We start from the raw sequence: 26,319 nt of genomic DNA, 5'->3' as shown, positions 1-26,319 counted from the left end.
ATATGTACTCAAGAATAATAGGTACTGGAAGTTATTACCCTGCAGAAGTTCGTAGCAACGCAGATCTAGAATTGATGGTTGATACGACTGATGAATGGATAACCGATCGAACGGGCATAAAAGAAAGAAGAATTATTGGTGCAGATGAAACTGCTGCCACTATGGGATACGAAGCATCTTTAAAAGCTATTGAAGCGGCTGGTATTGATAAAAACTCAATTGATATGATTGTGTGTGCTACCACTAGTGGACGTTACGCTTTACCTAGCACCGCCTGTGAAATTCAAAAAGCGTTAGGAATCGATGGTATTCCAGCGTTTGATATAGCCGCTGCCTGTGCCGGATATTGTTATGCCCTAAGTGTGGCAGATCAGTATATTAAAAGCGGCATGGTAAAACGGATATTAGTGTTAGGTACTGATTGTTTATCAAGAATGATCAACCCTGAAGATCGTTCAATGGTTATCTTATTTGGTGATGCAGCTGGCGCAACAATTCTTGAAGCTAGTGAAGAACCCGGTATATTATCTACTCATATCAACGCTGCTGGCTCATATGGTGATTTGTTGCAAATTGGCCATGTTCAACATGGTAATGAACAATCAGTGCATGAAAACTGGGGCAGCATGAAAGGCAATGAAGTTTTTAAAGTGGCTGTAACGAAACTTAGCGAAGTAGTTGAGCTGACTTTAAAAGCAAATAACATGCAAAAATCGGATTTAGATTGGTTGGTTCCTCATCAGGCAAACTTCCGAATTATTAAAGCAACAGCCAAAAAATTAGAAATGTCTTTGGATCAAGTTGTACTAACCTTAGAAGATTACGGCAATACATCTGCTGCTACTGTGCCTACAGCACTCGACAAAGCAATAAGAGATGGACGTATTAAACGCGGCCAAAATTTATTGTTAGAAGCATTCGGTGGTGGATTCGCCTGGGCTGCAGCCCTCGTTAAATATTAATTTCTATTTGTTTAAATTTACCCAAGGTATGTTTTATGACTAAACAAGCTTTTGTGTTTCCCGGTCAGGGATCTCAAACAGTTGGAATGTTGGCCGATCTGGCCGCGAATTATCCACAAATTCAAGTGACTTTTAGTGAAGCCTCAGAAGCGTTAGGCTATGACTTGTGGGATTTGGTTCAAAATGATGAAAATCAACAACTTAATCAAACTCACATCACTCAACCTGCGTTATTGACTGCAAGTGTAGCCATTTATCGATTACTCTTAGACTTAGGGTGTGACAAACCAGATTATATGGCTGGTCACAGTTTAGGCGAGTATTCTGCTTTGGTATGTGCCGATGTTATCAGCTTGAAAGAAGCCGTTAAATTGGTTGAAGCTAGAGGTCAATTCATGCAGCAAGCTGTGCCTGCAGGTCAGGGTGCTATGTATGCGATTATTGGCTTGGCTGATGATCTTATTCTAGATGCATGTGAAAAAGCTCAGCAACAAACCAGTGAAGTTGTTTCTGCAGTTAACTTTAACTCGCCAGGACAAGTGGTGATTGCCGGTACTACTGAAGCCGCTAAAGTTGCTGCAGATTTGTGTAAAGAAGCGGGTGCTAAAAGAGCATTACCATTGCCTGTTAGTGTGCCTTCTCATTGTGCATTAATGAAACCTGCGGCTGAGAAGTTATCTGCTTTGATAGAATCCATTACATTTGCACAGCCTAGTGTTACTGTTATTAATAACGTTGATGTAATGTCAGCTACTGATGCAAATAGCATAAAAGATGCGTTGGTTAGACAGCTTTATTGTCCGGTAAGATGGACTGAAACCATTGAGTTTCTAGCTGCTCAAAATGTAGAAAAAATGTATGAAGTAGGTCCAGGTAAAGTACTTGTTGGTCTTATTAAGCGGATCAATAAAAGTATCGAAACCGACTCATTAAACACAGTCGAATCAGTCCAAAAACTACTGTAATTAAGGTATTATAATGAACGATTTAAATGGAAAAGTTGCTCTAGTTACTGGTGCTAGTCGTGGTATTGGAAGAGCTATCGCTGAGTCATTGGCTGAACAAGGTGCGGTAGTCATAGGAACGGCCACATCTGATAAAGGTGCTGATTCCATAACCGATTACCTTTCTAAATTTGGTGGTCATGGTCTAACATTAAATGTAACTGATCAGACGTCTCTTGATGAAGTTTTGACTAAAATTAAAGAAAATCATGGCGAAATTGATATTTTAGTTAATAATGCAGGTGTGACTCGTGATAATTTGCTGATGCGAATGAAAGATCAAGAGTGGGAAGATATTCTAAATACCAACTTAACGCCTATTTTTAAACTGACTAAAGCAGTTTTACGTGGCATGATGAAAAAACGTAGTGGTAGAATAGTGAATATTGGCTCGGTTGTCGGTACTACGGGTAACCCAGGACAAGCTAATTATGCAGCAGCTAAAGCTGGTGTTATCGGGTTTAGTAAATCTACAGCGCGTGAAGTTGCTTCAAGAGGCATTACCGTAAACGTTGTAGCACCTGGTTTTATTGACACAGATATGACAAAGTCATTGACTGAAGAGCAGAAAGAAGCCATTTTCAAAGATATTCCAGCTAACAGATTAGGTTTGCCAAAAGAGATTGCCGCAGCTGTTAGCTTTTTAGTAAGTGATAATGCCGCTTACATTACGGGTGAAACTATCCATGTAAACGGTGGTATGTATATGGGATAATAAACGTATTAAATAGTCACACTTTTAGAAGTTGATTGTTAATGTACTGTTTATTAGACTAATTTGATTCGGTGGTTTGACCAGATAAAAAGTTAATTGTCTTACTTGCAAGACAGAGGCTAGCTGAATAAACTACCGGAAATTTAAACTCTAGCTACTTATAGGGAAAACTAGAATCATGAGTAATATCGAAGAACGCGTTAAAAAGATCATCGTCGAGCAATTGGGCGTTAAAGAAGAAGAAGTAAAAGCTGAAGCGTCATTTGTTGATGATTTGGGTGCGGATTCACTAGATACTGTTGAATTAGTAATGGCTTTGGAAGAAGAATTCGATACTGAAATTCCAGATGAAGAAGCAGAAAAAATTACTACAGTTCAGTCTGCAATAGACTACGTTAACGCTAATAAAGACGCGTAAGATACTCCTATAAACGGCTCAGTCTGAGCCGTTTTCTTCTTTATACATAAAATAATAAACTTTATGCGGAGGCCTATGTGTCTAAACGTCGCGTAGTAGTAACGGGTCTTGGCATGCTGACCCCCTTAGGTGGAGACACCAATTCAACTTGGGACGGCATTTTACAAGGTAAAAGTGGAATAGGTCCTATCACATCGTTTGATACATCTGATTTTAGTACTCGCTTTGCCGGGGAAATTAAAGATTTTGATGTGGAAAGTTATATCCCCAAAAAAGAAACCAAAAAAATGGACCGCTTTATTCAGTTAGGAATAGCTGCGGGAAAACAAGCTTTGGCCGACTCTAAATTGGCAATTACTGCTGAAAATGCAAAAAGAGTAGGTGTGGCAATTGGTTCTGGTATTGGTGGATTAGGTCTAATCGAAGAAAACCATAAAAAAATGTTAGCCGGTGGCCCTAGAAAACTTACACCATTTTTTGTTCCTGCCACTATTACTAATATGATTTCAGGCTTCTTATCTATTTTTGAAGGTTTGAAAGGTCCTAATTTAAATATTGTTACTGCTTGTACTACCGGTGTGCATAATATTGGTATTGCCGCGCGTACCATCGCTTATGGTGATGCTGATGCGATGTTGGCAGGCGGTGCAGAGTCTTCAATCTCGCCTTTAGGCTTAGGTGGATTTGCAGCGGCTAGAGCGTTATCTACCCGTAATGATGATCCTACTAAGGCAAGTCGTCCTTGGGACAAAGACCGTGATGGTTTTGTGATGGGCGAGGGTGCTGGAGTTGTAATGCTTGAAGAGTATGAACAAGCGGTAGCCAGAGGTGCTACAATCTATGCTGAACTAGTCGGTTTTGGTATGAGTGGTGATGCTTATCACATGACCTCGCCACCAGCAGACGGTGAGGGTGCAGCAGCGGCTATGGAAAATGCATTGAATGATGCTAAATTACCGGCCAGTGAAATTGGTTATATCAATGCTCATGGTACTTCTACACCTGCTGGTGATAAGGCTGAAGTCGCAGCGGTTAAACGCATCTTTGGCTCAGCAGCTGATAAAGTACTTGTAAGCTCAACCAAATCAATGACAGGTCATTTGCTAGGTGCTGCTGGATCAGTGGAAGGTATTTTCACCATATTAGCACTACAAGATCAAATAGCACCTCCAACAATTAACTTGGATAACCCAGGTGAAGGATGTGACTTGGATTTTGTTGCCAACACGGCTCGAAAAGTGAGTATGGAATACGCGTTGTGTAACTCTTTCGGTTTTGGTGGCACTAATGGTTCTTTGTTATTTAAAAAAATCTAGTCACATTTTAAATTGAATTATTGCGTAGCACATTCAATAGTTTAAGATTAAGCCCAGTTCTTACTGGGCTTTTTTGTTGGTAAAAAATGATTATCGAACTTTCCGCAAATGACCGAATTTTGAGTAACGATAGGATTGCTTCCTATGGTGACGGTTGTTTTACTACCATGTGTGTGAATAACAACAAGATTGAACTGTTAACTGCACATATGAACAGATTAAAAGACGGTTGCCAACGTTTAAAAATTGATTTTAACCATTGGGGTGATTTACAAGATAGGCTTGAAAATATCGCCTTAAATTACCAAAAGCAGGTAATTAAAGCGGTAATATCCAGGGGCTTTGGTGGTCGGGGATACGGAACTAGTGGGGTTGATTCAGCCCATTGCTATATTAGTTTGTCTGAAATTCCATCACAGTATACCGATTTAAGAAGCAAAGGCATGACTGTTGGGGTGAGTAGCATACAATTAGCCAAGCAACCTTTGTTAGCCGGTATTAAACATTTAAATCGCTTGGAACAAGTTTTAATTAAACATGAAATGCAAAACATGGACGTTGATGACGTCATTGTATGTGATACTGATTCGAATATTATTGAATGTAGTGCAGCAAATTTGTTTTGGCGCAAAGATAAGCAATGGTTTACCCCAAAGCTAGAGTACAGCGGTGTTGTAGGGGTTATGCGTAACCATGTTATTGATGTAATGAAAGAAAATAAGGTGCCTTTGCAGGTTTCTTTGCTCAAAACTTCAGTTTTACTCGAATGTGACGAAGCATTTATATGCAATAGTTTAATGAAAATTATAAACGTCAAAACAATCAACATGGATGAGCAACAACGGGTTTTAGATAGCGATGAAAGTGTATTTTCTGATTGGTTTTGTGCCAATCAACACGAGGTAGTATTAAATGAGTAGGTGGTTAAAGTTTCTACTAGGTAGCATAGTGTTTTGTTTTGCTGTCATGATTGTTTTGGTCTACCAGATTAATACCGCGTTTAACAACCCATTGAACATCGTTGGCAGTCAAATACTAGTCGTTGAAAAGGGGCAATACGCTCACTCAGTGATTAATAAATTATATGAGCGTTCAATAATCAAACATCCCGTATTGGTAAAGGCCGCCCTAAAACTTGAACCTGAATTAAGCCAAATAAAAGCCGGTACTTATGAGTTAAGTTTAGGCATGAGCGCACGCATCATGTTTGATAAGTTATCTAGAGGAATAGAGAAAACATATCAAATTAGTCTAATAGAAGGATTACGCTGGCAAGATTGGCTGATCCAGTTAAACAATCATCCTCATTTAGTGAAATCATCTAAAAGCAACGAACAATGGCTTGAAATGTTAGATCCTGATCTACCCGGTCAGTCTATCGAAGGCTGGTTATTGGCGGATACTTACCATTTTACCAGTGGAACAAAAGTAGAGGATATTGTAAAAACAGCCCATCAGGCACTCACCAGTTATCTTTCAGAAGCTTGGCAAACCAGACAAGCAAACTTACCTTATGAAAGTCCTTATGAAGCGTTGATCATGGCTTCAATTGTGGAAAAAGAAACGGGGGTGCCCATTGAGCGGCCTCGCATTGCTGCTGTATTTGTTAACCGACTCAATCGAGGTATGCGTTTGCAAACAGACCCAACGGTAATTTATGGAATGGGCGAAGCATTTGATGGTAATATTAGGCGTAAAGATCTTAGGCAAGCTACCCCATATAATACATATGTAATCAAGCGGCTACCTCCAACACCCATTGCAATGCCAAGCAAGTTAAGTATTGATGCGGTGTTGCATCCTTTGTATACAGAAGAGTTTTATTTCGTTTCCAAAGGTGATGGCACCCATTATTTCTCTGAAACATTACAAGAACACAATCGAGCCGTTAGGCAGTATCAACTTAAAAAAAGTAAAAGTAATTAATTAAATGTCAGGTAAATTTATCGTTATCGAAGGGTTAGAAGGCGCAGGTAAAAGTAGCGCTATCGCCACAGTTAAAGCACAACTCGAACATCAAGGACTAAAGGTAGTGTGTACCCGAGAGCCAGGGGGAACTCCCATGGCCGAATCCATTCGAGAATGTGTAAAACATCCTTGGCAGGAAAAGGTAACAATAGAAGCCGAATTACTGCTGATGTATGCAGCCCGTGTGCAATTGCTTGAAAACGTAATCAAGCCACACTTATCTCAAGGGGATTGGGTAATAGGTGATCGCCATGATTTGTCCTCTCAAGCTTATCAAGGTGGTGGTCGCGGAATTTCAAGCCAAAAAATGACAACCTTAAGTGAATTGTCGTTAAATGGCTTCAAGCCAGACTTCACTCTGTATATGGATGTTGAACCTACCGAGGGATTAAAAAGAGCTAGAGGTAGAGGGGAATTAGATAGGATCGAGTTGGAAGACATTTCCTTTTTTGAACGAACACGTGAACGATATCTGCAACTGTGCGAACAGGATGACAGTATAGTTACCATCAACACGATGCAAACAATAGAAAACGTTCATGCAGATATTCAAACCGCTTTAAGCTGCTTTTTAAAGGATCAATCGTGTACCCTTGGTTAGCTGAATCTTATTCTCAGCTTGGGCATCGAGCACAAAATAGTAGCTTGCATCATGGACTTTTAATTAAGGGGCCTGTGGGAATTGGTAAGACGGATTTTAGCTTAGTTTTAGCCAAGTCCATTTTATGCAAAAGTGCCCACCAAAAGCCCTGCGGAAATTGTCAATCCTGTTCACTTTTTGACGCTCAATCCCATCCGGATGTGCATCGAGTCGCCTCAGATAAACAAATAGGTGTGGATCTCATTCGTGATGCAATACAAAAATTAACCAGTACCGCACACCTTTCTGGAAACAAAGTTCTGATTATTGAACAAGCAGAAAGTATGACCGAATCTGCGGCCAATGCATTATTGAAGACCTTAGAAGAACCCACAGAAAATACCTTTCTGTTTTTAATATCCGCTTTTCCTGAAAGATTATTGCCAACTATTATTAGTCGTTGTGAAAAAGTGAATTTACAGGCACCAAGTTTCGAACAATGTAAGCAGTGGTTGGCGTCGCAAAATATTGCAGGTGTAAACGACGATATTATTCGGATATATGGTCAATGCCCCCTCAAGGTCATTGCTCAGCTTGCCAATAAAGACGGGATCACTTTTGAGGATTTTTCCACTTCGTTAAATCAGTTGAAACAAGCCCAAGTAAGTTCTTTAACTCTTGCCGATAAATGGCAAAAAGAAGCTGAACAAGTGGTTTTATGGCTGCAATATGATTTATCAAAATTGGCTATCACTGGTTTGCATAACAATTTATTGTGGAAGCTAGAAGATAAATTAATTAAAGCCTCCGAAGCATTACAAAATCCAGGGGTAAATCGCCTGTTGATATTATCCGATATACTAACGGATTATTACCGCTTAATGCGCCAACACGCTAATTAAAATAGGAGTTATTTTTTGTTTGTAGATTCCCATTGTCATCTCGACAAATTAGATAAAACAAGTGAAGAGTTACAAGAAGTCATTCACTTTGCTAAGCAGCGGGGGGTGGATCATTTTCTGTGTGTCGCAGTTTCAGTAAAAGACTTTCCCCAGATGTTGTCCAAAGTCAGCGACTTTGATGACGTGTCGGTTTCCTGTGGTGTCCATCCTTTACATCAAGAAGACGCTTGCAGTTATGATGATTTATTAGCCATGGCAGCTAGACCTGAGGTCGTTGCGGTGGGGGAAACTGGCTTAGATTATTTTTACAGTAGTGATACTAAAGAAGTGCAACTTGTATCCTTTATTGATCATATTAAAGTTGCCAATGAGCTATCTAAGCCATTAATTATCCATACTCGAGATGCAAGAGAAGATACCTTGTCCTTGTTGCGCGAACATAAAGCCGAGCATACTAAAGGAGTATTACACTGCTTTACTGAGTCTTTAGAAATGGCTGAAGCAGCCATTGAAATGGGTTTTTATATTTCCATCTCAGGTATCGTTACTTTCAAATCCGCTCAAGAATTACAAGCCGTAGTAAAAGCCCTGCCTTTGGATAAGTTGCTAATTGAAACCGATTCGCCTTGGTTGGCTCCGATCCCGTATCGTGGCAAACAAAACCAACCAGGTTATGTGGTGGAGGTGGCAGAGTTTATCGCGGAATTGAAAGGCGTGAGTGTGGAAGAGCTCGCTGCAGCGACTACCAAGAACTTTTACGATTTGTTTGATGGCATAAAATCTCGGTAAAACAGGTAAAACAAAAAGCACTGGTATTGACAGCTTCGACTATAGTTTGTATTTAAATTAAATTAGGAGTTTCAAATGGAAAACCTTGCAAAAATACTGCTAGTTAATTTGTCGCTGTTATTATCTTTACCTAGTTTTTGGGTGCAGGCTGAAGAGTGTCAATTCGAACCTTGGCAAGAATACAAACAACAGCAGTTATTACGTAATCCAACTAAGTCGGCGTTTTTATTCCAAACAGAGCATAAGGCAATAGATGCAGATGGCGCGCCTAATGCTTATCACCCTGAAAATACTGGATTAGATAACTACTTAAATGCGGGTTATCCAAATAGTAATTGGTGGAACTCAGTGTTAGTTGAAGATCCTAGTGATCCCACTAAACCCTATGTGCAAAAGGAGGGGGATTTCGCTGGGTATTTTATATCAAAAACATCTTTATTTGATAAAAGTAGAGCTGATTTAGATGTTTCTCGTTATGTGGATGCGACCAAGATCCCGTATTTAGTCTATCCAGGAAAGTTTTATAATAAAAAAGGCACTGGACGCTTAGGGGATATTGGCGTTGCTTTTAACCTTAAATCAGGCGAACACAGTGCTTTTGTGGTGGCCGATGTGGGTCCGAAAAATGCAAGTTTAGGGGAAATGTCCATGGCCTTAGCCGAAGGTCTTGGTGGCAATAACGTCAACCCTCGAAATGGAGCAGGTGCGCCCAAAGGTGATATTCTTTACGTGTTATTTCCATTTTCGTCCAGATCCTATTCATGGCCACTAGAATTAGATGAAATACACAAAATTGGCGAAGAGTTAGTTGGATCAATAGGTGGGACAGCAAGTATTATGGCCTGCGCCTCTCAACAGGGATAGCGCCATAGCGTTAGTAATCATAAGTTAGGAGTTATATTAAAAATGGGATATTCAGTTCCTCTATGTAGTGTTTTATTGGCCGTCAGCTTAAGTGGCTGTGTCGTGGTTCATAAGGAATCAACACCAACTAGTTCAAATGAATTAATGAATCTAAACAGTACTTTATGGATGCAAACCTCTGCAGAGTATAAAGGTAATGCGCTGCAAACTTATAAAGCAGCAGAGTTGCAATTGAATAATGCAATAAAAGATTCAAGTTGGACTTCTGCCATCGAGCAACAAGACAACTATGGGAACTTACCGCCAGCTATCATCTTAGACGTAGATGAAACTGTCTTGGATAACTCACAATTTCAAGCCGATATGATTTTAAATGACTATAGCTATGATCCGAAAAAGTGGGACCAATGGGTGTCTTTGCAGTCGGCCCCTGAAATTCCTGGTGCAGTCGCATTTATCAATAAAGCGCAACAAATGGGCGTTGAAATAATCTATATCACTAACCGTGAATGTAAATCACGAGATAATTCTTCTAATCATTGCCCGCAAAAGCAAGAAACCATTAACAACTTAAAAAGCGTGGGTATTAACCAAGTCGACTCTGAGGATGTATTTCTTAAAAAAGAAAAAGCCGATTGGAGCTCTGAAAAGCAATCAAGACGAGAATTAGTCGCTGAGTCCTATCGAATTATCATGTTGATCGGTGATGATCTTGGTGATTTTTTACCAAATGTGAAAAGAGGAATTACCCCATCAGCTAGAAAAGACCTAGTTACTGATTATCAAGATAATTGGGGAGTTAAATGGTTCATCTTAGGCAACCCTACTTACGGGTCTTGGTCACAGCTTTTAGAAGCGCCAAGAGTTAATTATTTAAAAGGGTACTAAACCCTATTCGGAATCAATTAGGTTCACAATTCAGGCATTTTTTAGTTTACTTCAAGCTATGGGTAAACTAAAAAATCCTCCTTCCTTTGATGTTAAGAATCATCAATTCTATAAGTGAAATCCTTGATATTATATTTAATCAAGCCTGTGATACTGATGCAGAATTGTTATAAGCAATCTGGATTGCTAGAACTGAACTAAAACCAAAAAAGACAGGCATACTGTGAGAATCAAACATGAAAACTAAATTCAACAAAACATTACTCGCGAGCTTTTTATGTGTAGCGACTGGATTTTCTAATCTTAGCCACAGCCAACAAAGTATCGATTCATCTTCAAAAAACTACCAACCTGTAATGAAGCAAATCGCTAAATCCATGTGGGAAGCGCCTGAATTAGGTTTTCTTGAGCATGATAGCAGCGCATTGATGCAAGCTGCATTGGCTGAACGTGGGTTCACCATCAAGACCGGGGTTGCAGGCATGCCCACAGCTTTTGTTGCAGAGTACGGAGATACTGGGCCAGTTATTGGCTTACTAGCAGAAATGGATGCGTTACCAGGAATGGGTGTGAAAAATACACCTGATAAACAACCGATATCGACCAATGGCCATGTACATGCTGGACATGCTTGTGGGCATAATTTATTTGCCGGAGGCGTGATTGGCTCCGCTTTAGCGTTAGCTGACTATTTAGATAAACATCCTGAACAAGGAAAGATAAAGGTGTTCGGCACGCCAGCAGAAGAGGGGGGATCCGGTAAAGTTTATATGGTTAGAGAAGGTTTGTTCGATGATGTCGATGTGGCATTGCATTGGCACCCATCAGATAGAACAACCGCAGCTCCTTATACTTCATTAGCCAATAAAAGTGGTAAGTTTCGGTTTTATGGTGTTGCAGCCCATGCCGCTGCCGCGCCGGATAGAGGACGTTCGGCTTTAGACGCGGTTGAGGCCATGAACATGATGGTTAATTTAATGCGTGAACACGTACCCGATGGGACACGTATTCATTATGTGATCACCCATGGTGGAACTGCTCCTAATATAGTGCCTGAATTTGCTGAAGTGTATTATTACGTGCGCTCTGTTGAACCTGCAACAGTCTTGTCTTTGTGGGATCGATTGAACAATGCTGCAGAGGGCGCTGCTTTAGGCACGCAAACCAGAGTTGAAGTAGAAGTGACAGGCGGAGTGTGGAGCGTACTCCCTAACGTGACCCTATCGAAAATAGCGGACCAAGCCATTGTTGCTGCCCAACCGATTACATTGTCAAAAGATGAACAAGCATTTGCTAGCAATATAAGCGAAACGTTAAATCATTCTTTTAATATGCAAGAACACAGCAGTTCACTTCCATTTAGTGAAAAGATCGCAGTGTGGTCAGCCTCTACTGATGTAGGAGATGTGAGCTGGCAAGTACCAACCGTGGGTATCTCAAGTTCAACATGGGTAAAAGGAACACCTCCCCATACTTGGCAAGCATCAGCGATGAGTGGTACTGATATTGGCTACAAAGGTATGTATCTGGCGAGCGAAGTGTTAACTAAAACTGCAATCAATTTATTTGCTCACCCTGACAATGTTGAAGCTGCGAAAAAAGAATACCTTGAAAGAAAAGACGCGTTGAAATATAAGTCTATGATTGGTGATCGCGCTCCAGCTCTCGAATATAGAAAATAATAAGTGCTAATAGCTGTATTAAGCTAATTTGTTAGGATAGAGAAAAGTAAACCCAAAGCAAGGGAAGAAATATGAAATTATTCAAAATATGCATCACAACAGCAATGACACTTAACTTAGTGGCTTGTTTTAGTGATCCTCAAATGCCAGAGAGTAAGCAAGACGTTAAATTAGTAGTTCAGCAACAAACTAATCAAGACGAAACGGCTGCATTTTTAGCCTTGATGGACAAACAAACTAAAGCGTTATTGCAGCATACACCAACACTGGCGACAACCTTAGGTGTATCAGAAGAATATTTCGGCGGGAAATTTAACAACAAGCTTGGAGACTACTCTGTTGAAAATATTGCCAAGTCAAAAGCATTACGTGATTCAATGGAAGCTGATTTATCAAAAATTGATCGTTCATTATTAACTGGTACAGCGGCTACAAGTTATGATGTCTTAACCAGTGCCATTGCAATGACAAAACAATTTGAACCCTATGTATTTGGTGCTTTTTATCCACTATCTATCTATAGCCCTTATGCAATCACTCAGTTAACGGGAATACACATTGACTTGCCAAGATCTCTACAAACTGAACAACCACTCAACAATAAAGCCGATGTAGAAGACTATCTGACGCGACTAAGTTTGTTAGAAAAAGCCTATACAGATATGGCTGATGTTGTGACCTTAGATGCCAAACACGGTTTAATTCCACCTAAATTTGCCATTGAAGGTGCGTTAAACGTTATCTCTGGCATGACGAGTGGCGCTGCGGCTGAAAACCCATTAGTAGTGGTGTTAGACAACCGTTTAAAATCAGTAGCAGAGATTAGTGATGCAGAACGTGCAGACTATATAGATCGCGCTGAAAAAATCACTTTGGAAAAAGTCTACCCAGGTTATGGCAGACTTCAAAAAGCACTAACTGCCACTTTAGCGTCAGCACAAAGTGAACCCGGTATTTGGGTATTGCCCGATGGTGAAAAATTATATGAATTAGCGTTACAAAATTTTGGCGCTGGAGATATGACTGCCGAACAAATTCATCAATTAGGCCTGAACGAAGTTGCACGTATTAAGTCTGAAATAGACGAACTGTTAAAGTCTATCGGTCATTCAGAAGGGGAGGTCATCGATAGAGTCATTGCTTTGTCTGAAGATCCCGCCAATCTATATCAAAATACCGATGAAGGTCGAAATCAATTATTGAACGATCTCAACTTACAAATGCGAGAAGTAGAATTATTACTGCCTAATATTCTTAACACCATTCCAAAGGCCGAAGTTGAAGTGCGTCGTATATCAATTTATGAGCAAGACAGTTCTCCCGGTGGCTATTATACCTCACCGAACTTAGACGGCTCTCGCCCAGGTGTTTTTTGGATAAACTTGAAAGATACGGCTGACTGGCCAATCCTTTCGTTACCAACTCTGGTTTATCATGAAGCCAGCCCAGGTCACCACTTGCAAGTGAGTATCGCTCAGGAAATTGACGATATGCCTATGATTCGGAATATGTTGTGGTTTAGCGCCTATGGTGAAGGTTGGGCGCTCTATGCAGAATTACTTGCTAAAGAACTAGGATTATACGATGACGATCCCTTAGGTGATATTGGTCGATTACAATCAGATCTTTTTAGATCTGCTCGACTTGTAGTAGACACAGGTATTCATTATAAGAAATGGAGTAGAGAATACGCCATTGACTGGATGCATAAAAATACTGGGCAAAGTGTTGCATCCTTAACTAGAGAAGTAGAGCGCTATGCGGTCATGCCAGGACAAGCAACCTCTTACAAATTGGGGCAAATACGTATTCTCGAACTACGTAAATTGGCTAAAGAAAAGTTGGGAGATAAATTTTCTTTGCCAGAATTTAATGATCAAGTACTTATTCATGGCGCGGTTAATTTAACGGTATTGACAGATAACATACATGCATGGATAGATTCAAAAATCTAAATTTACACTTTCAATAAGAAATATGTTTTAGAACGACTACAAAGGCATTGGTCATTTCAGTTTGCTTGAAATGATCAGTGTCTTTTACATTAAGCCCCTTGATCACTCCCATCAAAACCCATAAGCATAATCCATAAGAAAGAATACCTGCAAAGACCCCTCCCTTTAAAAAACAGTTTGAGATTTGCTGGTGTACACAAGCGTTACATTTTTTACTTAATGACTTGAATATTTAAGTGGTAAATAAAAGTTCCACTGTTTTTGTCAATCTAGTGATTCAAAAAACAAAAAAAAGTGGATACAGAAACCACTGTATCCACTTGTATTTAATTATCTAATTCACGTGTTACTGGTTAAAAAAACAAGTGACTGATTTACGCCATTAGAATGTAACTGAAACCTTTCCGTAAACGAAACGACCAGTAAAGCCAAATGGTGAAAAGCCTGAGTAGGGGAACAATCTTGAGAAAGTACCCACTTCTTCTACCAACGTACGAGTGGTATCAGGATACACATCAAACAAGTTATTTGCGCCTAATGTCAGGGTTAGATTCTCAGAGACATCATAACTTACATCTAAATCAGTAACCCATTTTTCAGGTAACACTTCGTTAGTTGCTGGATCAGTTGATGGCTCTTGAGTCTCACCATATCGAGTAGTGCGCACAGTTGCATGCCAATCATCCATATTCCAAATAGCACTTAGATTAAGTTTGGTTTTTGGCGAGCTAACTTCAAAACGTCTTAACTCAACATCTGAGAACAAATTATCTTGATCAAAGCCTGCACCTGCTAGTACTGCTGGAGGATCTATGATGTCTGTAACTTCATTTTTGTTGTAGTTAAAACCGGCATTAAAGGCAATATCACCCCAGTTCTGAATATCAGTGTTATAGGAAACCACTACATCGACACCTGAAGTTTCACTATCAATAGCATTTAAGAAAAAACGTGCACGGTTGGCTCCCGTACCTTCTAATAAGGTTTCAATTTCCGCGCCGGATAAGTTATTTGATAAGACGATACGATCATCGATCTTAATTTTATAATAATCAACGGACACACTTACATTTGAATCAGGCGACCAGGTGATACCTGCACCGTAGTTCACTGACTCTTCAGCGTCTAAGCCAGGAGAGCCTAAAGCTTGGGCTACATCACTGCTAGGAGCAAATGTACCGGTTTCAGTAGGTTCGCCATCCACAAAAACAGTGGCGATTGATGTGAAGTATTGTTGTTGAAGAGACGGTGCTCTAAAACCTGTGGATATTGAAGCTCGTAGAGCGATATCTTCGGTAAGAGTATAACGAGTCGCCAGTTTACCATTTACGGTAGAACCGAAATCAGAATAATCTTCATAACGCGCCGCCACAGTGACATTTAAATCATCAGTAACATAAGCTTCTAAGTCCACATATAAACTGATGTTATGACGACTGTTGTCACCAGCTGATTCAGGAGTAAATCCAGGAAAGACCTGAGAACCCGCTGCGCCATCAAATTCACCTTGGATATAAGACGCTTCTTCGCCGGCTTTTATTTCATAACCTTCATGTCGATATTCAGCACCAACCGCAAGGTTAACGCCGCTGGCTAAACCATCAACGTCAATTTCACGACTGAAGTCGAGGTTTAAGGTGAATTGATCATAGATCAAGGTTCCTGCATCAAACTCTGTTTGGCTGGTTGGCCCAAGAGAAGCGTTTAAGCTATTGATGACACCAAATTTAAACTCATCTTCACCATAAACCGCAGATACGTCGTAGTTCCATTCATTCAAATCACCTTTTACACCTGTTGCCAATGAAAAATCATTGATATCAGAAGTGATGACTGGCAAGAACCCATCAGGGTAGATTGCTTCAATATTACGGCTATCTTGGGCTCTACGATAGAAACCGCCGCCTTCGCCTTCACGAGTACTGTATGAACCAAAGGCATATAATTCTGCTTCAGGAGTAAGTGTCAGGCCGGCATTAACGAATACAGCCATATCTTCGACCTCACCGTTACCAAAGTTATGGTTGTAACGATCCCAGGTAAGTTCACGGGGATCTAAAGAACCATCTTCTAAACGGGCATAGTTTTCACGGGTATCGTAATCTGAACGATTACTCGCACTGCGATCACGGAATTCAGCTGAAATATTAAGGAAGCCGTCTTCACCAAGTTCTAAACCAATGTTGCCTCTTAATGTGGCAGTTTGGCCATCAGTTAATTCACGATCACCACCTTCGGTAAAAGTTAGGTTGCCGTCTTCACCAATCCCCACATCTTGTAATTCTGGTACGCCATCCATAGTGGTTACGTTGGCACCATAGGTTACAGAGGCAGAACCGCCACTGCTGGCACTTTTTAATACAATATTAATCACGCCAGCAATCGCGTCTGAACCATATTGTGCCGCAGCACCATCGCGTAACACTTCAATACGCTCAATGGCATTTGCAGGTATTGCATTCAAATCAACAGCAGAAGAGCCACGACCTGTAGAACCATTTAAGTTAAGTAACGCATTGGAATGACGACGTTTACCGTTTACGAGTACCAAAGTGTGGTCAGGCGCTAAACCTCTTAATTGAGCAGGTCGAACATGGTCAGTACCATCAGTTAGAGACGGTTGAGGAAAGTTAAAGCTAGGTAACAAGCTGCCCAAAATCATATTTGTTTCAGTTTGGCCTGTCGTATTCAGCGCATCAGCACCAATGATATCGATGGGAACAGGGCTGTCTTCTACAGTACGGCCTAAACGACGAGAGCCAATAACGCTGATTTTTTCGACCGATTCAGTGTCTGCTTCTGCTGATTGTTGAGAAAGAGCCGGTAAGGAAGTGAAAATTGCGGTCGAAGCACTCATCATTAAAGCGACTTTTAACCAATGGTCTTTGGCTTTAAAAATAGCTGTTTTTTTCATATATGTTGTGTCCTGATGTTAATGTGAAATAACCCCGCGTAGTGTTTTGATATTTTTCAGTTTTATGAGAATCAAATTATTATTATTGTGGCGGAGGTTGCTTATGATCTTAGACTGTTAAAATATATCTGCAAATACTTATTGCAGATAATCCCCAAAACAGTGCAATATCACCTGTTATTCTTACAAATTTCCATTAAAGTTCAATTAAAAATAATAAAATCAAATAGATAAGATATAAGGAAGAGTGATAAGCCTAGAGTTGATTTAACAAAGTTATTCCTATTGTGGGGATTATGTTACCAAATACGGACAATTAGGATGGTTAGTAATCTGACCCTAACCCCTATTTAATAAGGGCTAAGACGGTACAGACTATAATCGTTTAAGGTAAAAATAGTTAACTAAAAGCAACTATCTTTTTATTGGCTTAAAGGACGTTTTATTAGCTTAAGCAGCATTTTTTGTATTTTTTACCGCTACCGCAAGGACATTGTTCATTTCGATTTGGCGTAAATGGCCCCGTGTCTTTTATAATACTGCCATCTACGTATACCCACTGTTCATCTTCCAACCTAAAGTTTGATACTTCATGAAGTAAATAAAAGCAGTTATCTACGCAAGAGTAAGCTTTAAATTCAACGGTGTTAACATTAGGGCAGTCAACAATTTCTAAGGATAACCATTGAGTACCGTTATCCCCTTGTTGTAGTTCATTGGCCGATAGGTTTTGACGAGAACTAGTCGCGTAGGTATCCAAAATATACTGGTAGTTCTTTTTTGCATAGGCGCTGAATCGAGAACGCATTAATTGCTCGGCGCTAACAGGAGAATTTGTTCGGAAAATAAATGGCCCACAACAGTCTGCGAAGGACTTGTTACTGCAACAGGGACATGCTTGGTTATTATGCTGCATCGCTTAACTTACTCTAGGATATTCATCAGCGGTAAATCTAATCTAGAATTAAACAACAAACAATAGAGTAATAGAAACTCTACTTTAGACACTCGAACTTTGTCTAAAAAATATGGGTTATTTTATTGATTACTTTAACCTCAGACCTTTTACCTCAGGCTTTCATTCCTTTTCCCCGTAAGCCTGAAATACTGAACTATGTTTTTTGCCCTCCAACGGTAATCAAAATTACACCAAGGTTGAACTAGTCTTTAGCATTAAGAGTTTAGTGCCACGGACCGATGATCAAATTATCAGGTAGAGTGCCATCTAAGGTTAAATTGATCAGAGTGATAAAGTTTTGCTCACAAAGAGATTTGATTCTAGCCGTTCGAATATCATCAATGGGCAAGTCTTCAACGAATAATGCTGAGCATTGTCCCCCAAGAATAATTTTCTCAAGCCAGTTAAACAATACTTCTTGAGATGGTTTGTTTAACTTAATCGCTTTTTCAAATTTACCTGCATAGCTTACGCGGTCAGAAATTAGATACATCCATTTCGCATCAGATAATCCATTAAGCCCGTAATGTGCTTTATAGTTTTGATAATGCAATTGATTGTGATTGGGTAAACATGCTTGTTGATTTAAATCTACCTGTGCCATGAACTGCCTCTATAGTGTGCATTTATACAGTGGTTGTATATACAGTAGTACTGTGTATCTATTCATGCAAGTGATTTTTTACATTTTTTAACCAATTGTGTCAGTTTTTGCTTTCTAAAAAATAATAAAATAAGCAGTAAAGCCCAATAAATAAGGGGTTGAAGGATATCTGACTTAACTGACCAAATATAATGCAGGGCGATTAATATTCCAGCAAGATAGACAAAATTATGTAGATTTTGCCAAGTTCTTCCCAGTTTACGTTGTGCCCATACAGTGGATGTTGCAGCCAGTAGCAGTAAAATAACAAAAGCAAAAAAACCAACGGTGATATAGGGCCGCTTAACAATTTCCGATATCAATAGTTGCCAAGCAAGTTGCAGCTCAAAAAGTATATAACTAAGGAAATGTGCCAAAGCATAGACAAATGCATATAGACCAAGCAATCGCCGCACTCTAACCAAAGCAGCTAATTTAAATCGCTTTGCTAAGGGCGTAACCAGAAGAGAAATTAACAGCAAGTTGAATGCACTGATGCCAGTAAAATGCAGAATCTCTTTAACGGGATCACCGCCAAGTTGGTCTATGGATCCTTGGTAAAAAACCCAAACTAACGGCAGGGCTGCAGATAAATGAATGATTACTTTTAGCCAAAATAGGCGTCTGTTGGTTAATCTTATCTTCATTTAAAAGTAGCGCCTCAAATCCATGCCTTTATATAAGTCGGCGACTTCATCGTATCCATTAAAGGGAAGTGTCGGAACACGAGATTGATTAAAAAGGCCACCACTGGTGATGCGCCTTTCACTGGCTTGACTCCAACGTGGATGAGAAACAGCCGGATTTACATTTGCGTAAAAACCATATTCGTTTGCCGCTAATTTCTGCCAAGTAGTGGGAGGTTGTTTATCGGTTAATTTAATACGCACTATGGACTTGATGCTCTTAAACCCATATTTCCATGGCACCACAAGTCTGATGGGAGCACCGTTTTGTGGAGGTAAGGTTTCACCATATAAACCAACGGACATTAACGTTAAAGGGTGTAGTGCTTCATCCATACGTAACCCCTCAACATAAGGATAGTCAATTCCTCCACCAATAAAGCGACTTTTCTGGCCTGGCATTTGTTTTGGATCATCTAAGGTTTCAAACGCGACGTATTTAGCTGAACTAAGGGGACTGGCTTTTTTGATTAAACTTGCCAGCGGAAAGCCAATCCATGGAATAACCATTGACCAAGCTTCTACACATCTAAGGCGATAGATCCTTTCTTCAAGTGGAAATAATTTAGTGAGATCATCATAGTCTAAGGTAATGGGCTTCTCGACCAAACCATCAATGACCAATTTCCATGGTTCAACTTTAAATTTTTGCGCGTTTTCCTTGGGATCCGATTTAGCCGTGCCAAACTCATAGAAGTTGTTGTGGGAAGTGACTTTATCAATTGGTGTAAGCGTTTCTTGGGTACTAAACTGAGACGACTTGGTAAATGACAAAGGCATCGTTTTAAATAATTCGTCATCATCTGAAAACCAACTTATTGCGCGTGCAGGTTGACTAGCGAGTAGGGCACTGGTGCCTAAGAACCCCATTGTTTTAAGCATATTTCGACGCTGCTGATAGACAGCTTTGGGGGTTACCTGACTTTCTAATTCATCACTCTTTTTTGGGGTTTTTATTAACATTATCAATCCAATAAATTCTAAGAACGCTGCACTTATACGTATAGAAAGATGAATTGGACAAAAAGTTGCAATCTTTTAGTAATAAACCATAAAACTAACCACTAAATTGATCGTTAATGGTGCCGGATTTTGGCAAAAATAACGTACTGTATAGTTTCGAAGCAAAGCCATCTGTCATGCCAGAAATATAATCTGCAATAACTCGATTTCCATTATTTTCTAATTCAGCAGCACGCCATCTAATTCGAGTATTTTCAGGTAAAAGCCGCGCAGGATCTGACTCAATCGCTTCAAAAAGCTCCATTACTATTTGTTGGCCTTTATACTCTATCAATTGAATGTCTGGTTTACGGATAACACGATTGAATACAAATGTTTTAAATAACCCTAAGGCTTGATGACAAGACGTTGGGAAGGCTGCATCGTAACGTAACAAGGGTTCATCAAAGTGTTCAGTTTTTTCAACAATTTCAATTGATGTGATAAAAACATTTACCAAAGCACCGATGGCATCTTTACGTTGATGATGATATTCGCTAAACAGCTTGTCGGTGATGGAGTCGATATTTTTTGATAATGCAAAATCTGTTAGATTTTTAATTTTTGCAGTCACTTCTTGTTGGAACTGATCACGATGAATAATCCCCATAACGATGGCATCTTCAAGGTCATGAATACCGTAAGCAATGTCATCGGCTAATTCCATAATAGAACAATCAAAGGTTTTGAATCGCGTTTTACTATGTTTATCATCAAACTGATTAAAACCAACGAATTTATGTTTATCATTATCTGATAGAGGCTCTAACAGCCAACTCAACATTTCTGAGTCACATTTATAAAGACCTTTAGGTGGATGCCATAGGTCAGCTTTTACTTGGCGGTGAGGTACCTGGTCTGTTTCAATATTATGATTGGTGAGGGTATCGATAAAGTTTGGGTACTTAACCAATCCCAACATAGTTCGACGGCTTAAGTTCATACCATGCTCTAAGGTATAGGGTTCTAGTTTTCCAACAATTCGAAAGGTTTGGCCGTTTCCTTCAAAACCACCGTGTTGATACATCTTATAATGCAATGCAACTTCACCACCATGACCAAAGGGCGGATGACCTATATCGTGGGCTAAACAAAGTGCTTCAATGAGTTGTTCATTTACTTCAAGTTGCTCGGTTAGTTGCGGATACTTATTGCGTAACTGTGAAGTAATACCATGTCCAATTTGTGATGCTTCTAAGGAGTGAGTTAAGCGAGTGCGGTAAAAATCACTCATACCTACACCTAAAACTTGGGTTTTAGCTTGTAAACGCCTAAACGCAGCAGAATGTAAAATTCTCGCTTTATCACGTTGGTAAGGATTTCGGTGATCCCCAGTACGAATAGATTGATTTGATTCTCTTCTTTGGGTCCACATCTACAATATCCTACCTATTTAATTGGTTTTTTAAATTAGTGATTAACGACATTTCTCATGTTTGTTTTTGCATTAAATATACTTTGATGCAGCGCTGGAAATTCTTAGATCGATCTTTTTAAATCAAAGCGTTAGGAATAAATTAACTTATTTATAGAGTATTGTCACTTAAGCAATTATGGGGGCGAAGGGAAACATTCAACTTTACGTTTCCCTATAATCAGCAATGCTTAAATTATGTTGTGGACCATAGCAATGTTGGCCAATTCTGCCGAGGTACTGGCATTTAGTTTGTTTTTTATCTGAGTATTGTAGTTACAAATAGTCTTATAGCTGAGGCTGAGTTCGTTGGCGACATTATGTGCATTAAGTCCCTTGGACAGCAAACGAAAAACATCAAACTCTCTTGGTGAGAGTACATTGAGTTTATGCTTATTTTTAGTGGGGTGTTTTAACCTGATTTCTGGACTTTCTGGCAGTAAACCTTTTTCAATATATTTTTTGCCACTGGCAATTACTCCTACCGCTTTGGCTAACACTTCAGCTGCACTATTTTTGGTAACATAACCTATAGCGCCGGCGTCGAGAGCTCGTTCAACATAAATCCTTTCATCATGTATGCTGTAGACTAAAATTAACACATGGGGATAACATTTACAGAGTCTACGTATGGTTTCTAAACCACCAATACCGGGCATTGACAAATCCATTACCACGACATCGGGGTTAAAGTTTTGGTAGGCTTTGGTTGCTAATTCACCTCGGTCAATATCAACAATTTCGCCTATGAAATCCTGGCAGGAAAGTAACATTCTAAAACCTGCTCTGACCACCATATGGTCATCCACTAATAGCACTTTAATTTTATCTGTTTTCATTACTTATCTTCCCAATAAGGTAATTCAACTTCGACTTTTACACCGCCATTTTCCATTGTTTTAATCTGGAAGTGCCCACCTAAATTCTCTGCTCGCTCACGCATTGCCAATAAACCAAAACCACTTGGATTGATTTGTTTACCTTGACCATCGTCGGTTACGGTTAGTTTTACTCGGCCATCTTCATTTTTAAGTAAAATATCCACCTTTGACGCATTCGCATGGCGCACAACATTGGTTAAACACTCTTGAACAATTCGATAAACATGAATGGTAATTTCGTCACTCAGCTTTTCCAGTGATGGGTCGTATTCAAGATCAAACACTAGTTTTTCATTGCGTCGTTGCCACTCGCCCACTAATTCTGAAAGGGTTGCACTTAAACCTAACTCCGACAAACTAAGTGGGTGGAGGGTTTTCATCATTGAACGAACAACAATTGCCAAATGATCGCAAATATCAATTATTGAAGCCGTGATACCTTTTACATCGGTTTTCGGTTGTTGACAGGTTACCGCCATGGCTTTAATTGCCGTTAATGATTGGCCCATTTCGTCATGTAATTCCCTAGACATGTTTTGCCGTTCATTTTCCTGGATCTTCATGGTATGCAAGGCAAGGGCTTGATTATTCTGTTGTGCCGTTTTTAACGACCCCGTCATACCATTGATTTGGGTTGCAATGGCATCAAATTCACTGATCTTAAATTGCGGTAATTTAAAATCAAAATGACCACCTTGAACTTGTCGTAACCCAGCTAATATGGCATTCACTGATTTGAACATGGAATTAAACACTAGGTTAACGGTTAAAAATATAAAACCTAGCATCAACACAATTGTCGCAAAATAAGCTTTTGTTTCGCCCCAAGCTTCATTGATTTCATCCATGGGATCAGCACTGATGAATATGGTTTTCACCGAGCCATCAGCAATTTTCACATCGTAATTATGGGTCAAAAAATCTGCCATTACTGATTTGATAAACCATAGGGGGGTGTCGTTATCCGTACTGTTTTGATAAAGCGTTTGCTGGTGCGTTTCTGAATTGTCCGTATCTTCAATGGAAATATTAAGATGTCTTGCGGGTTGTATAGTGGCGATTTTTTCAAACCAAGCATGTTTTTCTTCATTACCTGAAGATACTTGCTCAAAACCAAATTCAAGCATTTGCACGGCTAAGCTGATGGAAGATCGCACTTCTTTTTCTACTGACACTCGAGCTTGCCAGACTGCAATTATGACACTGAAAATCAATATCACGATAACCGACGCAATAATTCTAAAATTGATAAGCCCACGCATACTCATTTGTAGAATTCCATCGTCCGTCATCTGATTCTATAAATATGATCATACCCATCACAAAAACCATAGGCATTGTTCCTTGGGTTCATATTCCTCATACTTTGGAACTATCTATACAGATATTGGGGATGGCTAACTGATGAAAACACTGGCGGGTTAAAAACTGAGTAAATTAGAAAGGTTATTGCTGTTATAAATTGTGATATGCAAAATGACAAGATGAACAAGCACAACAACATGTGGGCAGTGCCTGTTCATCTTTTTTACATTACTCTAAGCTAGTGACGTTAACCATTAAAAATCAAAGGTCATGCCAGCAAAAAACAGTCTTTCACGACCTGCTAGTTTGCCTTCGTTGCGGCTGACTAAATAGGTTTTATCAAATAAATTTTCTACACTGGCAAACAGGGTTACCCTGGTATCAGGAATATAATAATTCACCGTAGCGTTCCATACTGTATAGCTGGGAATAACGCCTTCAATACCATTACCACTTTCAACTAGAGTATTTTCATCATCGACAAATTGTTCTCCAACATATTGCACACCAATTCTGGCATCAATCCCTAAATGATGCTCATAGCCTAAATCTAAGTTCATCAACTGCTTAGGAGCATATTGCATACGATTACCATCATTTTCAGGATCTGACGCCTTAACATATTCTGCTGTCCATAAGTTGGTATAAGCCCCTGACAAATATAGATTGTTAGTGCTTTCATTCATGTCACCAAAGTTAATACGGCCTGCCAATTCAATACCTTGTTGTTCACTTTTACCGCTATTATCAAAGGTGGCACCGTTATCTACGATAGTGTTTTTGATGTCGTTGTGGAAAATAGCTCCGGATAGATTGATTCCTTTGAGGTATTGACTTCTCATTCCAAATTCATACAAGGTACTTTCCTCTGGTACCGCTCGCGTACCGGATGCAGCCAAATCACGATCCGCCCGAGAAGGAGAGATTCCCTTGTGTACACCAGCAAAAATCGTCGTATTGTCTATCCCATTCCAAGCAACACTCAAACTAGGTAGGAATTTAGTGTAATCGTCGGAAACACTATCAGCGGAGAGGTCATCGGTATTTCTGGTACGCACATCTTCATAGCGAAATCCCGCTGTTACCGACCAATTGTCCATATAAGTTGTGTTTTGTGCGTAATAGGATAGGGCATAGCCATCATAACGTTCGCCTTCAAGATCCTCTCCTTCGACTAAAGCTAATTGGTAATCTAGTCGCTGAGCTGTTGTGGTTGCATATACTTGTTGACGGTGAACTTCTTCTTTATGAAAACGCATTCCAACAATGGCATCATTTTCCAAGTTAAATAAGCTATGGGTAAAATCAGCGCGACTTTCTAGGCCCCAAGTATAATATTGACGTGGAGCATGACGGCCGCCACAGACATCAATGTCAGTGTCACCGATATCTGAAGTGGTCACATTGCCGTCGCCATTAGTATCGCCTACCGCATCACAGTTGCGTAACCGTGACTCCCAAACTCCATCGACTTCTCTACCACTATTTGTGCCCCGTAAACCGTTACGAAAAATATCCGTATAGTAGGCTTGAGAACTTAATGTAAAGCTGTCGTTTAATGCAAACTTGTGAGTAAGTTGCACCACATCACGATCTTGTTGCCATTTATCTAGTTCAGCCGTTGGATGAGAATAGGGGTCTGCAGCATACTCATCGCGGGTTAAATAATTTTCAGTTTGGTTACGGCGATCTTTAGTATGCACCACTTTAAGTCCCAAAACTTGGCGGTCGGTGATGTTATATTCGCCTTTAAAGCGGTAATCTTTTATGTCGTAATCACTGTCGTTAAAGATGCCGTCACCTTTGTTTTGGGAAACGTCAAACATGATGCCGCCTTTTTCGTTCCCATAACCAATATTTCCATGTAGACCACGAAAATTTTGATTGCCAAAACGAGACGTAAGACTCCCTTCTATTTCACCACTTCTGGTCACCGGTTTGGTTATAAAATTCACGGCACCTGCTAAGGTTTGTGGACCATATAATATTTGTCCTGCCCCTTTAACCACTTCCACTCGGCTAAGCGAAGATGAAGGCGTTGCATAATGGTTTACTGGATCAGTATAAGGAGCTAACTGCAGTGGCATTCCATCTTCCATGATCATAGCTTTAGCGCTGCGTCGTGGATTTTGGCCTCGTATGCCAATATTTAAATCAAAACTCATACTACCGTCGGCAACAACCATCACACCTGGTAAGGTTCTTAACTGTTCATTAACGGACAATGGACGTCTGGCTTGTAAATAGGCTTCATCAAGAATATCAAAAGAGCCACCAACAGCTTCAAGTCGGTTGGGTAAAATACCGTTTACTGTGAGTTTTTCAATTTCTCTTGCGGAGTTATCTTCAGCGTAGGTAACATTAGATGTTACTAAGAACGATGTCAGTATCGCCGTACTGATTAGGCTTGGTTTCAGCATCATGATTTTATTCACTTTTATTTAACAAAAATATAATGCTATAGATTGCTAAA

The 26,319-nt window shown here is 39.8% G+C and carries 23 protein-coding genes; 14 read left to right on the top strand and 9 right to left on the bottom strand.

What is annotated here, in order from left to right:
- Positions 1–2: 2 nt before the first annotated feature.
- The 14 genes from ABJV04_RS06305 to ABJV04_RS06240 all read left to right on the top strand — a co-directional run bounded on the left by ABJV04_RS06305 (position 3) and on the right by ABJV04_RS06240 (position 14,043).
- Positions 3–962: a beta-ketoacyl-ACP synthase III gene (locus tag ABJV04_RS06305; protein ID WP_348490462.1), complete on the top strand. Its 960-nt coding sequence runs from the start codon at positions 3–5 to the stop codon at positions 960–962.
- A gap of 35 nt (positions 963–997) precedes the next feature.
- A complete protein-coding gene (gene fabD / locus ABJV04_RS06300; RefSeq protein ID WP_348490461.1) occupies positions 998–1,927 on the top strand; it encodes an ACP S-malonyltransferase in 930 nt (309 codons plus the stop codon).
- Positions 1,928–1,940: 13 nt separating this feature from the next.
- Positions 1,941–2,681 (top strand): 3-oxoacyl-ACP reductase FabG, encoded by a 741-nt coding sequence (gene fabG / locus ABJV04_RS06295; RefSeq protein WP_348490460.1) that lies wholly within the window; start codon positions 1,941–1,943, stop codon positions 2,679–2,681.
- 178 nt (positions 2,682–2,859) lie between these two features.
- Positions 2,860–3,099 carry an acyl carrier protein gene (gene acpP, locus ABJV04_RS06290; RefSeq protein WP_008844663.1) on the top strand — a complete coding sequence of 80 codons (240 nt, stop codon included), beginning with the start codon at positions 2,860–2,862 and terminating at the stop codon, positions 3,097–3,099.
- Positions 3,100–3,176: 77 nt separating this feature from the next.
- Positions 3,177–4,415 carry a beta-ketoacyl-ACP synthase II gene (fabF, locus tag ABJV04_RS06285; protein ID WP_348490459.1) on the top strand — a complete coding sequence of 413 codons (1,239 nt, stop codon included), beginning with the start codon at positions 3,177–3,179 and terminating at the stop codon, positions 4,413–4,415.
- An 86-nt stretch (positions 4,416–4,501) separates the two neighbouring features.
- Positions 4,502–5,335, top strand: a complete 834-nt coding sequence (pabC, locus tag ABJV04_RS06280; protein ID WP_348490458.1) for an aminodeoxychorismate lyase — start codon at positions 4,502–4,504, stop codon at positions 5,333–5,335.
- Positions 5,328–6,341 (top strand): endolytic transglycosylase MltG, encoded by a 1,014-nt coding sequence (mltG, locus tag ABJV04_RS06275; protein ID WP_348490457.1) that lies wholly within the window; start codon positions 5,328–5,330, stop codon positions 6,339–6,341. The genes pabC and mltG overlap by 8 nt, the downstream gene beginning before the upstream one ends.
- 4 nt (positions 6,342–6,345) lie before the next feature.
- The gene (gene tmk / locus ABJV04_RS06270; RefSeq protein WP_348490456.1) at positions 6,346–6,984 is read left to right on the top strand and encodes a dTMP kinase; all 639 of its coding nucleotides are present in this window, start codon (positions 6,346–6,348) and stop codon (positions 6,982–6,984) included.
- A complete protein-coding gene (gene holB / locus ABJV04_RS06265) occupies positions 6,969–7,865 on the top strand; it encodes a DNA polymerase III subunit delta' (protein ID WP_348490455.1) in 897 nt (298 codons plus the stop codon). Before tmk ends, holB begins: the two co-directional genes overlap by 16 nt.
- Positions 7,866–7,880: 15 nt before the next feature.
- Complete coding sequence (locus ABJV04_RS06260) at positions 7,881–8,654, top strand: YchF/TatD family DNA exonuclease (RefSeq protein WP_348490454.1); 774 nt, start codon at positions 7,881–7,883, stop codon at positions 8,652–8,654.
- Positions 8,655–8,729: 75 nt separating this feature from the next.
- Positions 8,730–9,518, top strand: coding sequence for a hypothetical protein (locus tag ABJV04_RS06255; RefSeq protein WP_348490453.1), 789 nt, complete (start codon positions 8,730–8,732; stop codon positions 9,516–9,518).
- Between the two features lie 42 nt (positions 9,519–9,560).
- On the top strand, positions 9,561–10,406 hold the full coding sequence (locus ABJV04_RS06250; protein ID WP_348490452.1) for an HAD family acid phosphatase: 846 nt from the start codon (positions 9,561–9,563) through the stop codon (positions 10,404–10,406).
- 236 nt (positions 10,407–10,642) lie between these two features.
- A complete protein-coding gene (locus tag ABJV04_RS06245; RefSeq protein ID WP_348490451.1) occupies positions 10,643–12,088 on the top strand; it encodes an amidohydrolase in 1,446 nt (481 codons plus the stop codon).
- Positions 12,089–12,159: 71 nt separating this feature from the next.
- Positions 12,160–14,043 carry a DUF885 domain-containing protein gene (locus ABJV04_RS06240; protein WP_348490450.1) on the top strand — a complete coding sequence of 628 codons (1,884 nt, stop codon included), beginning with the start codon at positions 12,160–12,162 and terminating at the stop codon, positions 14,041–14,043.
- 382 nt (positions 14,044–14,425) lie between these two features.
- On the opposite strand, the gene ABJV04_RS06235 is transcribed toward ABJV04_RS06240, so the two are convergent.
- The 9 genes from ABJV04_RS06235 to ABJV04_RS06195 form a co-directional block, all read right to left on the bottom strand.
- Positions 14,426–16,957: a TonB-dependent receptor gene (locus ABJV04_RS06235; RefSeq protein ID WP_348490449.1), complete on the bottom strand. Its 2,532-nt coding sequence runs from the start codon at positions 16,955–16,957 to the stop codon at positions 14,426–14,428.
- A gap of 445 nt (positions 16,958–17,402) precedes the next feature.
- Positions 17,403–17,873, bottom strand: coding sequence for a YchJ family protein (locus tag ABJV04_RS06230; protein WP_348490448.1), 471 nt, complete (start codon positions 17,871–17,873; stop codon positions 17,403–17,405).
- Between the two features lie 265 nt (positions 17,874–18,138).
- Positions 18,139–18,519, bottom strand: coding sequence for a hypothetical protein (locus ABJV04_RS06225; RefSeq protein WP_348490447.1), 381 nt, complete (start codon positions 18,517–18,519; stop codon positions 18,139–18,141).
- Between the two features lie 62 nt (positions 18,520–18,581).
- A complete protein-coding gene (gene msrQ / locus ABJV04_RS06220; protein ID WP_348490446.1) occupies positions 18,582–19,205 on the bottom strand; it encodes a protein-methionine-sulfoxide reductase heme-binding subunit MsrQ in 624 nt (207 codons plus the stop codon).
- The gene (gene msrP, locus ABJV04_RS06215) at positions 19,206–20,207 is read right to left on the bottom strand and encodes a protein-methionine-sulfoxide reductase catalytic subunit MsrP (protein ID WP_348490445.1); all 1,002 of its coding nucleotides are present in this window, start codon (positions 20,205–20,207) and stop codon (positions 19,206–19,208) included.
- A gap of 94 nt (positions 20,208–20,301) precedes the next feature.
- A complete protein-coding gene (locus tag ABJV04_RS06210) occupies positions 20,302–21,621 on the bottom strand; it encodes an anti-phage deoxyguanosine triphosphatase (protein WP_348490444.1) in 1,320 nt (439 codons plus the stop codon).
- A 230-nt stretch (positions 21,622–21,851) separates the two neighbouring features.
- Complete coding sequence (locus tag ABJV04_RS06205) at positions 21,852–22,499, bottom strand: response regulator transcription factor (RefSeq protein ID WP_348490443.1); 648 nt, start codon at positions 22,497–22,499, stop codon at positions 21,852–21,854.
- Entirely contained in the window at positions 22,499–23,833 is a 1,335-nt protein-coding gene (locus tag ABJV04_RS06200; protein ID WP_348490442.1) for a sensor histidine kinase, read from the bottom strand. Before ABJV04_RS06200 ends, ABJV04_RS06205 begins: the two co-directional genes overlap by 1 nt.
- Before the next feature lie 267 nt (positions 23,834–24,100).
- Positions 24,101–26,269 (bottom strand): TonB-dependent receptor, encoded by a 2,169-nt coding sequence (locus tag ABJV04_RS06195; protein ID WP_348490441.1) that lies wholly within the window; start codon positions 26,267–26,269, stop codon positions 24,101–24,103.
- Positions 26,270–26,319 lie beyond the last annotated feature (50 nt).

This window comes from Aliiglaciecola sp., assembly GCF_039982535.1.
In the GTDB taxonomy this organism is placed as follows: domain Bacteria; phylum Pseudomonadota; class Gammaproteobacteria; order Enterobacterales; family Alteromonadaceae; genus Aliiglaciecola.
This window is presented reverse-complemented; position numbering and strand designations above follow the sequence as displayed.

What these genes read in the sequence shown, in the direction of transcription:
- ABJV04_RS06305 (WP_348490462.1), top strand. Translation starts at nt 3, where the DNA reads ATGTACTCAAGAATAATAGGTACTGGAAGTTATTACCCTGCAGAAGTT.
- fabD (WP_348490461.1), top strand. Translation starts at nt 998, where the DNA reads ATGACTAAACAAGCTTTTGTGTTTCCCGGTCAGGGATCTCAAACAGTT.
- fabG (WP_348490460.1), top strand. Translation starts at nt 1,941, where the DNA reads ATGAACGATTTAAATGGAAAAGTTGCTCTAGTTACTGGTGCTAGTCGT.
- acpP (WP_008844663.1), top strand. Translation starts at nt 2,860, where the DNA reads ATGAGTAATATCGAAGAACGCGTTAAAAAGATCATCGTCGAGCAATTG.
- pabC (WP_348490458.1), top strand. Translation starts at nt 4,502, where the DNA reads ATGATTATCGAACTTTCCGCAAATGACCGAATTTTGAGTAACGATAGG.
- mltG (WP_348490457.1), top strand. Translation starts at nt 5,328, where the DNA reads ATGAGTAGGTGGTTAAAGTTTCTACTAGGTAGCATAGTGTTTTGTTTT.
- tmk (WP_348490456.1), top strand. Translation starts at nt 6,346, where the DNA reads ATGTCAGGTAAATTTATCGTTATCGAAGGGTTAGAAGGCGCAGGTAAA.
- ABJV04_RS06255 (WP_348490453.1), top strand. Translation starts at nt 8,730, where the DNA reads ATGGAAAACCTTGCAAAAATACTGCTAGTTAATTTGTCGCTGTTATTA.
- ABJV04_RS06250 (WP_348490452.1), top strand. Translation starts at nt 9,561, where the DNA reads ATGGGATATTCAGTTCCTCTATGTAGTGTTTTATTGGCCGTCAGCTTA.
- ABJV04_RS06245 (WP_348490451.1), top strand. Translation starts at nt 10,643, where the DNA reads ATGAAAACTAAATTCAACAAAACATTACTCGCGAGCTTTTTATGTGTA.
- ABJV04_RS06240 (WP_348490450.1), top strand. Translation starts at nt 12,160, where the DNA reads ATGAAATTATTCAAAATATGCATCACAACAGCAATGACACTTAACTTA.
- ABJV04_RS06235 (WP_348490449.1), bottom strand. Translation starts at nt 16,957, where the DNA reads ATGAAAAAAACAGCTATTTTTAAAGCCAAAGACCATTGGTTAAAAGTC.
- ABJV04_RS06230 (WP_348490448.1), bottom strand. Translation starts at nt 17,873, where the DNA reads ATGCAGCATAATAACCAAGCATGTCCCTGTTGCAGTAACAAGTCCTTC.
- ABJV04_RS06225 (WP_348490447.1), bottom strand. Translation starts at nt 18,519, where the DNA reads ATGGCACAGGTAGATTTAAATCAACAAGCATGTTTACCCAATCACAAT.
- msrQ (WP_348490446.1), bottom strand. Translation starts at nt 19,205, where the DNA reads ATGAAGATAAGATTAACCAACAGACGCCTATTTTGGCTAAAAGTAATC.
- msrP (WP_348490445.1), bottom strand. Translation starts at nt 20,207, where the DNA reads ATGTTAATAAAAACCCCAAAAAAGAGTGATGAATTAGAAAGTCAGGTA.
- ABJV04_RS06210 (WP_348490444.1), bottom strand. Translation starts at nt 21,621, where the DNA reads ATGTGGACCCAAAGAAGAGAATCAAATCAATCTATTCGTACTGGGGAT.
- ABJV04_RS06205 (WP_348490443.1), bottom strand. Translation starts at nt 22,499, where the DNA reads ATGAAAACAGATAAAATTAAAGTGCTATTAGTGGATGACCATATGGTG.
- ABJV04_RS06200 (WP_348490442.1), bottom strand. Translation starts at nt 23,833, where the DNA reads ATGACGGACGATGGAATTCTACAAATGAGTATGCGTGGGCTTATCAAT.
- ABJV04_RS06195 (WP_348490441.1), bottom strand. Translation starts at nt 26,269, where the DNA reads ATGATGCTGAAACCAAGCCTAATCAGTACGGCGATACTGACATCGTTC.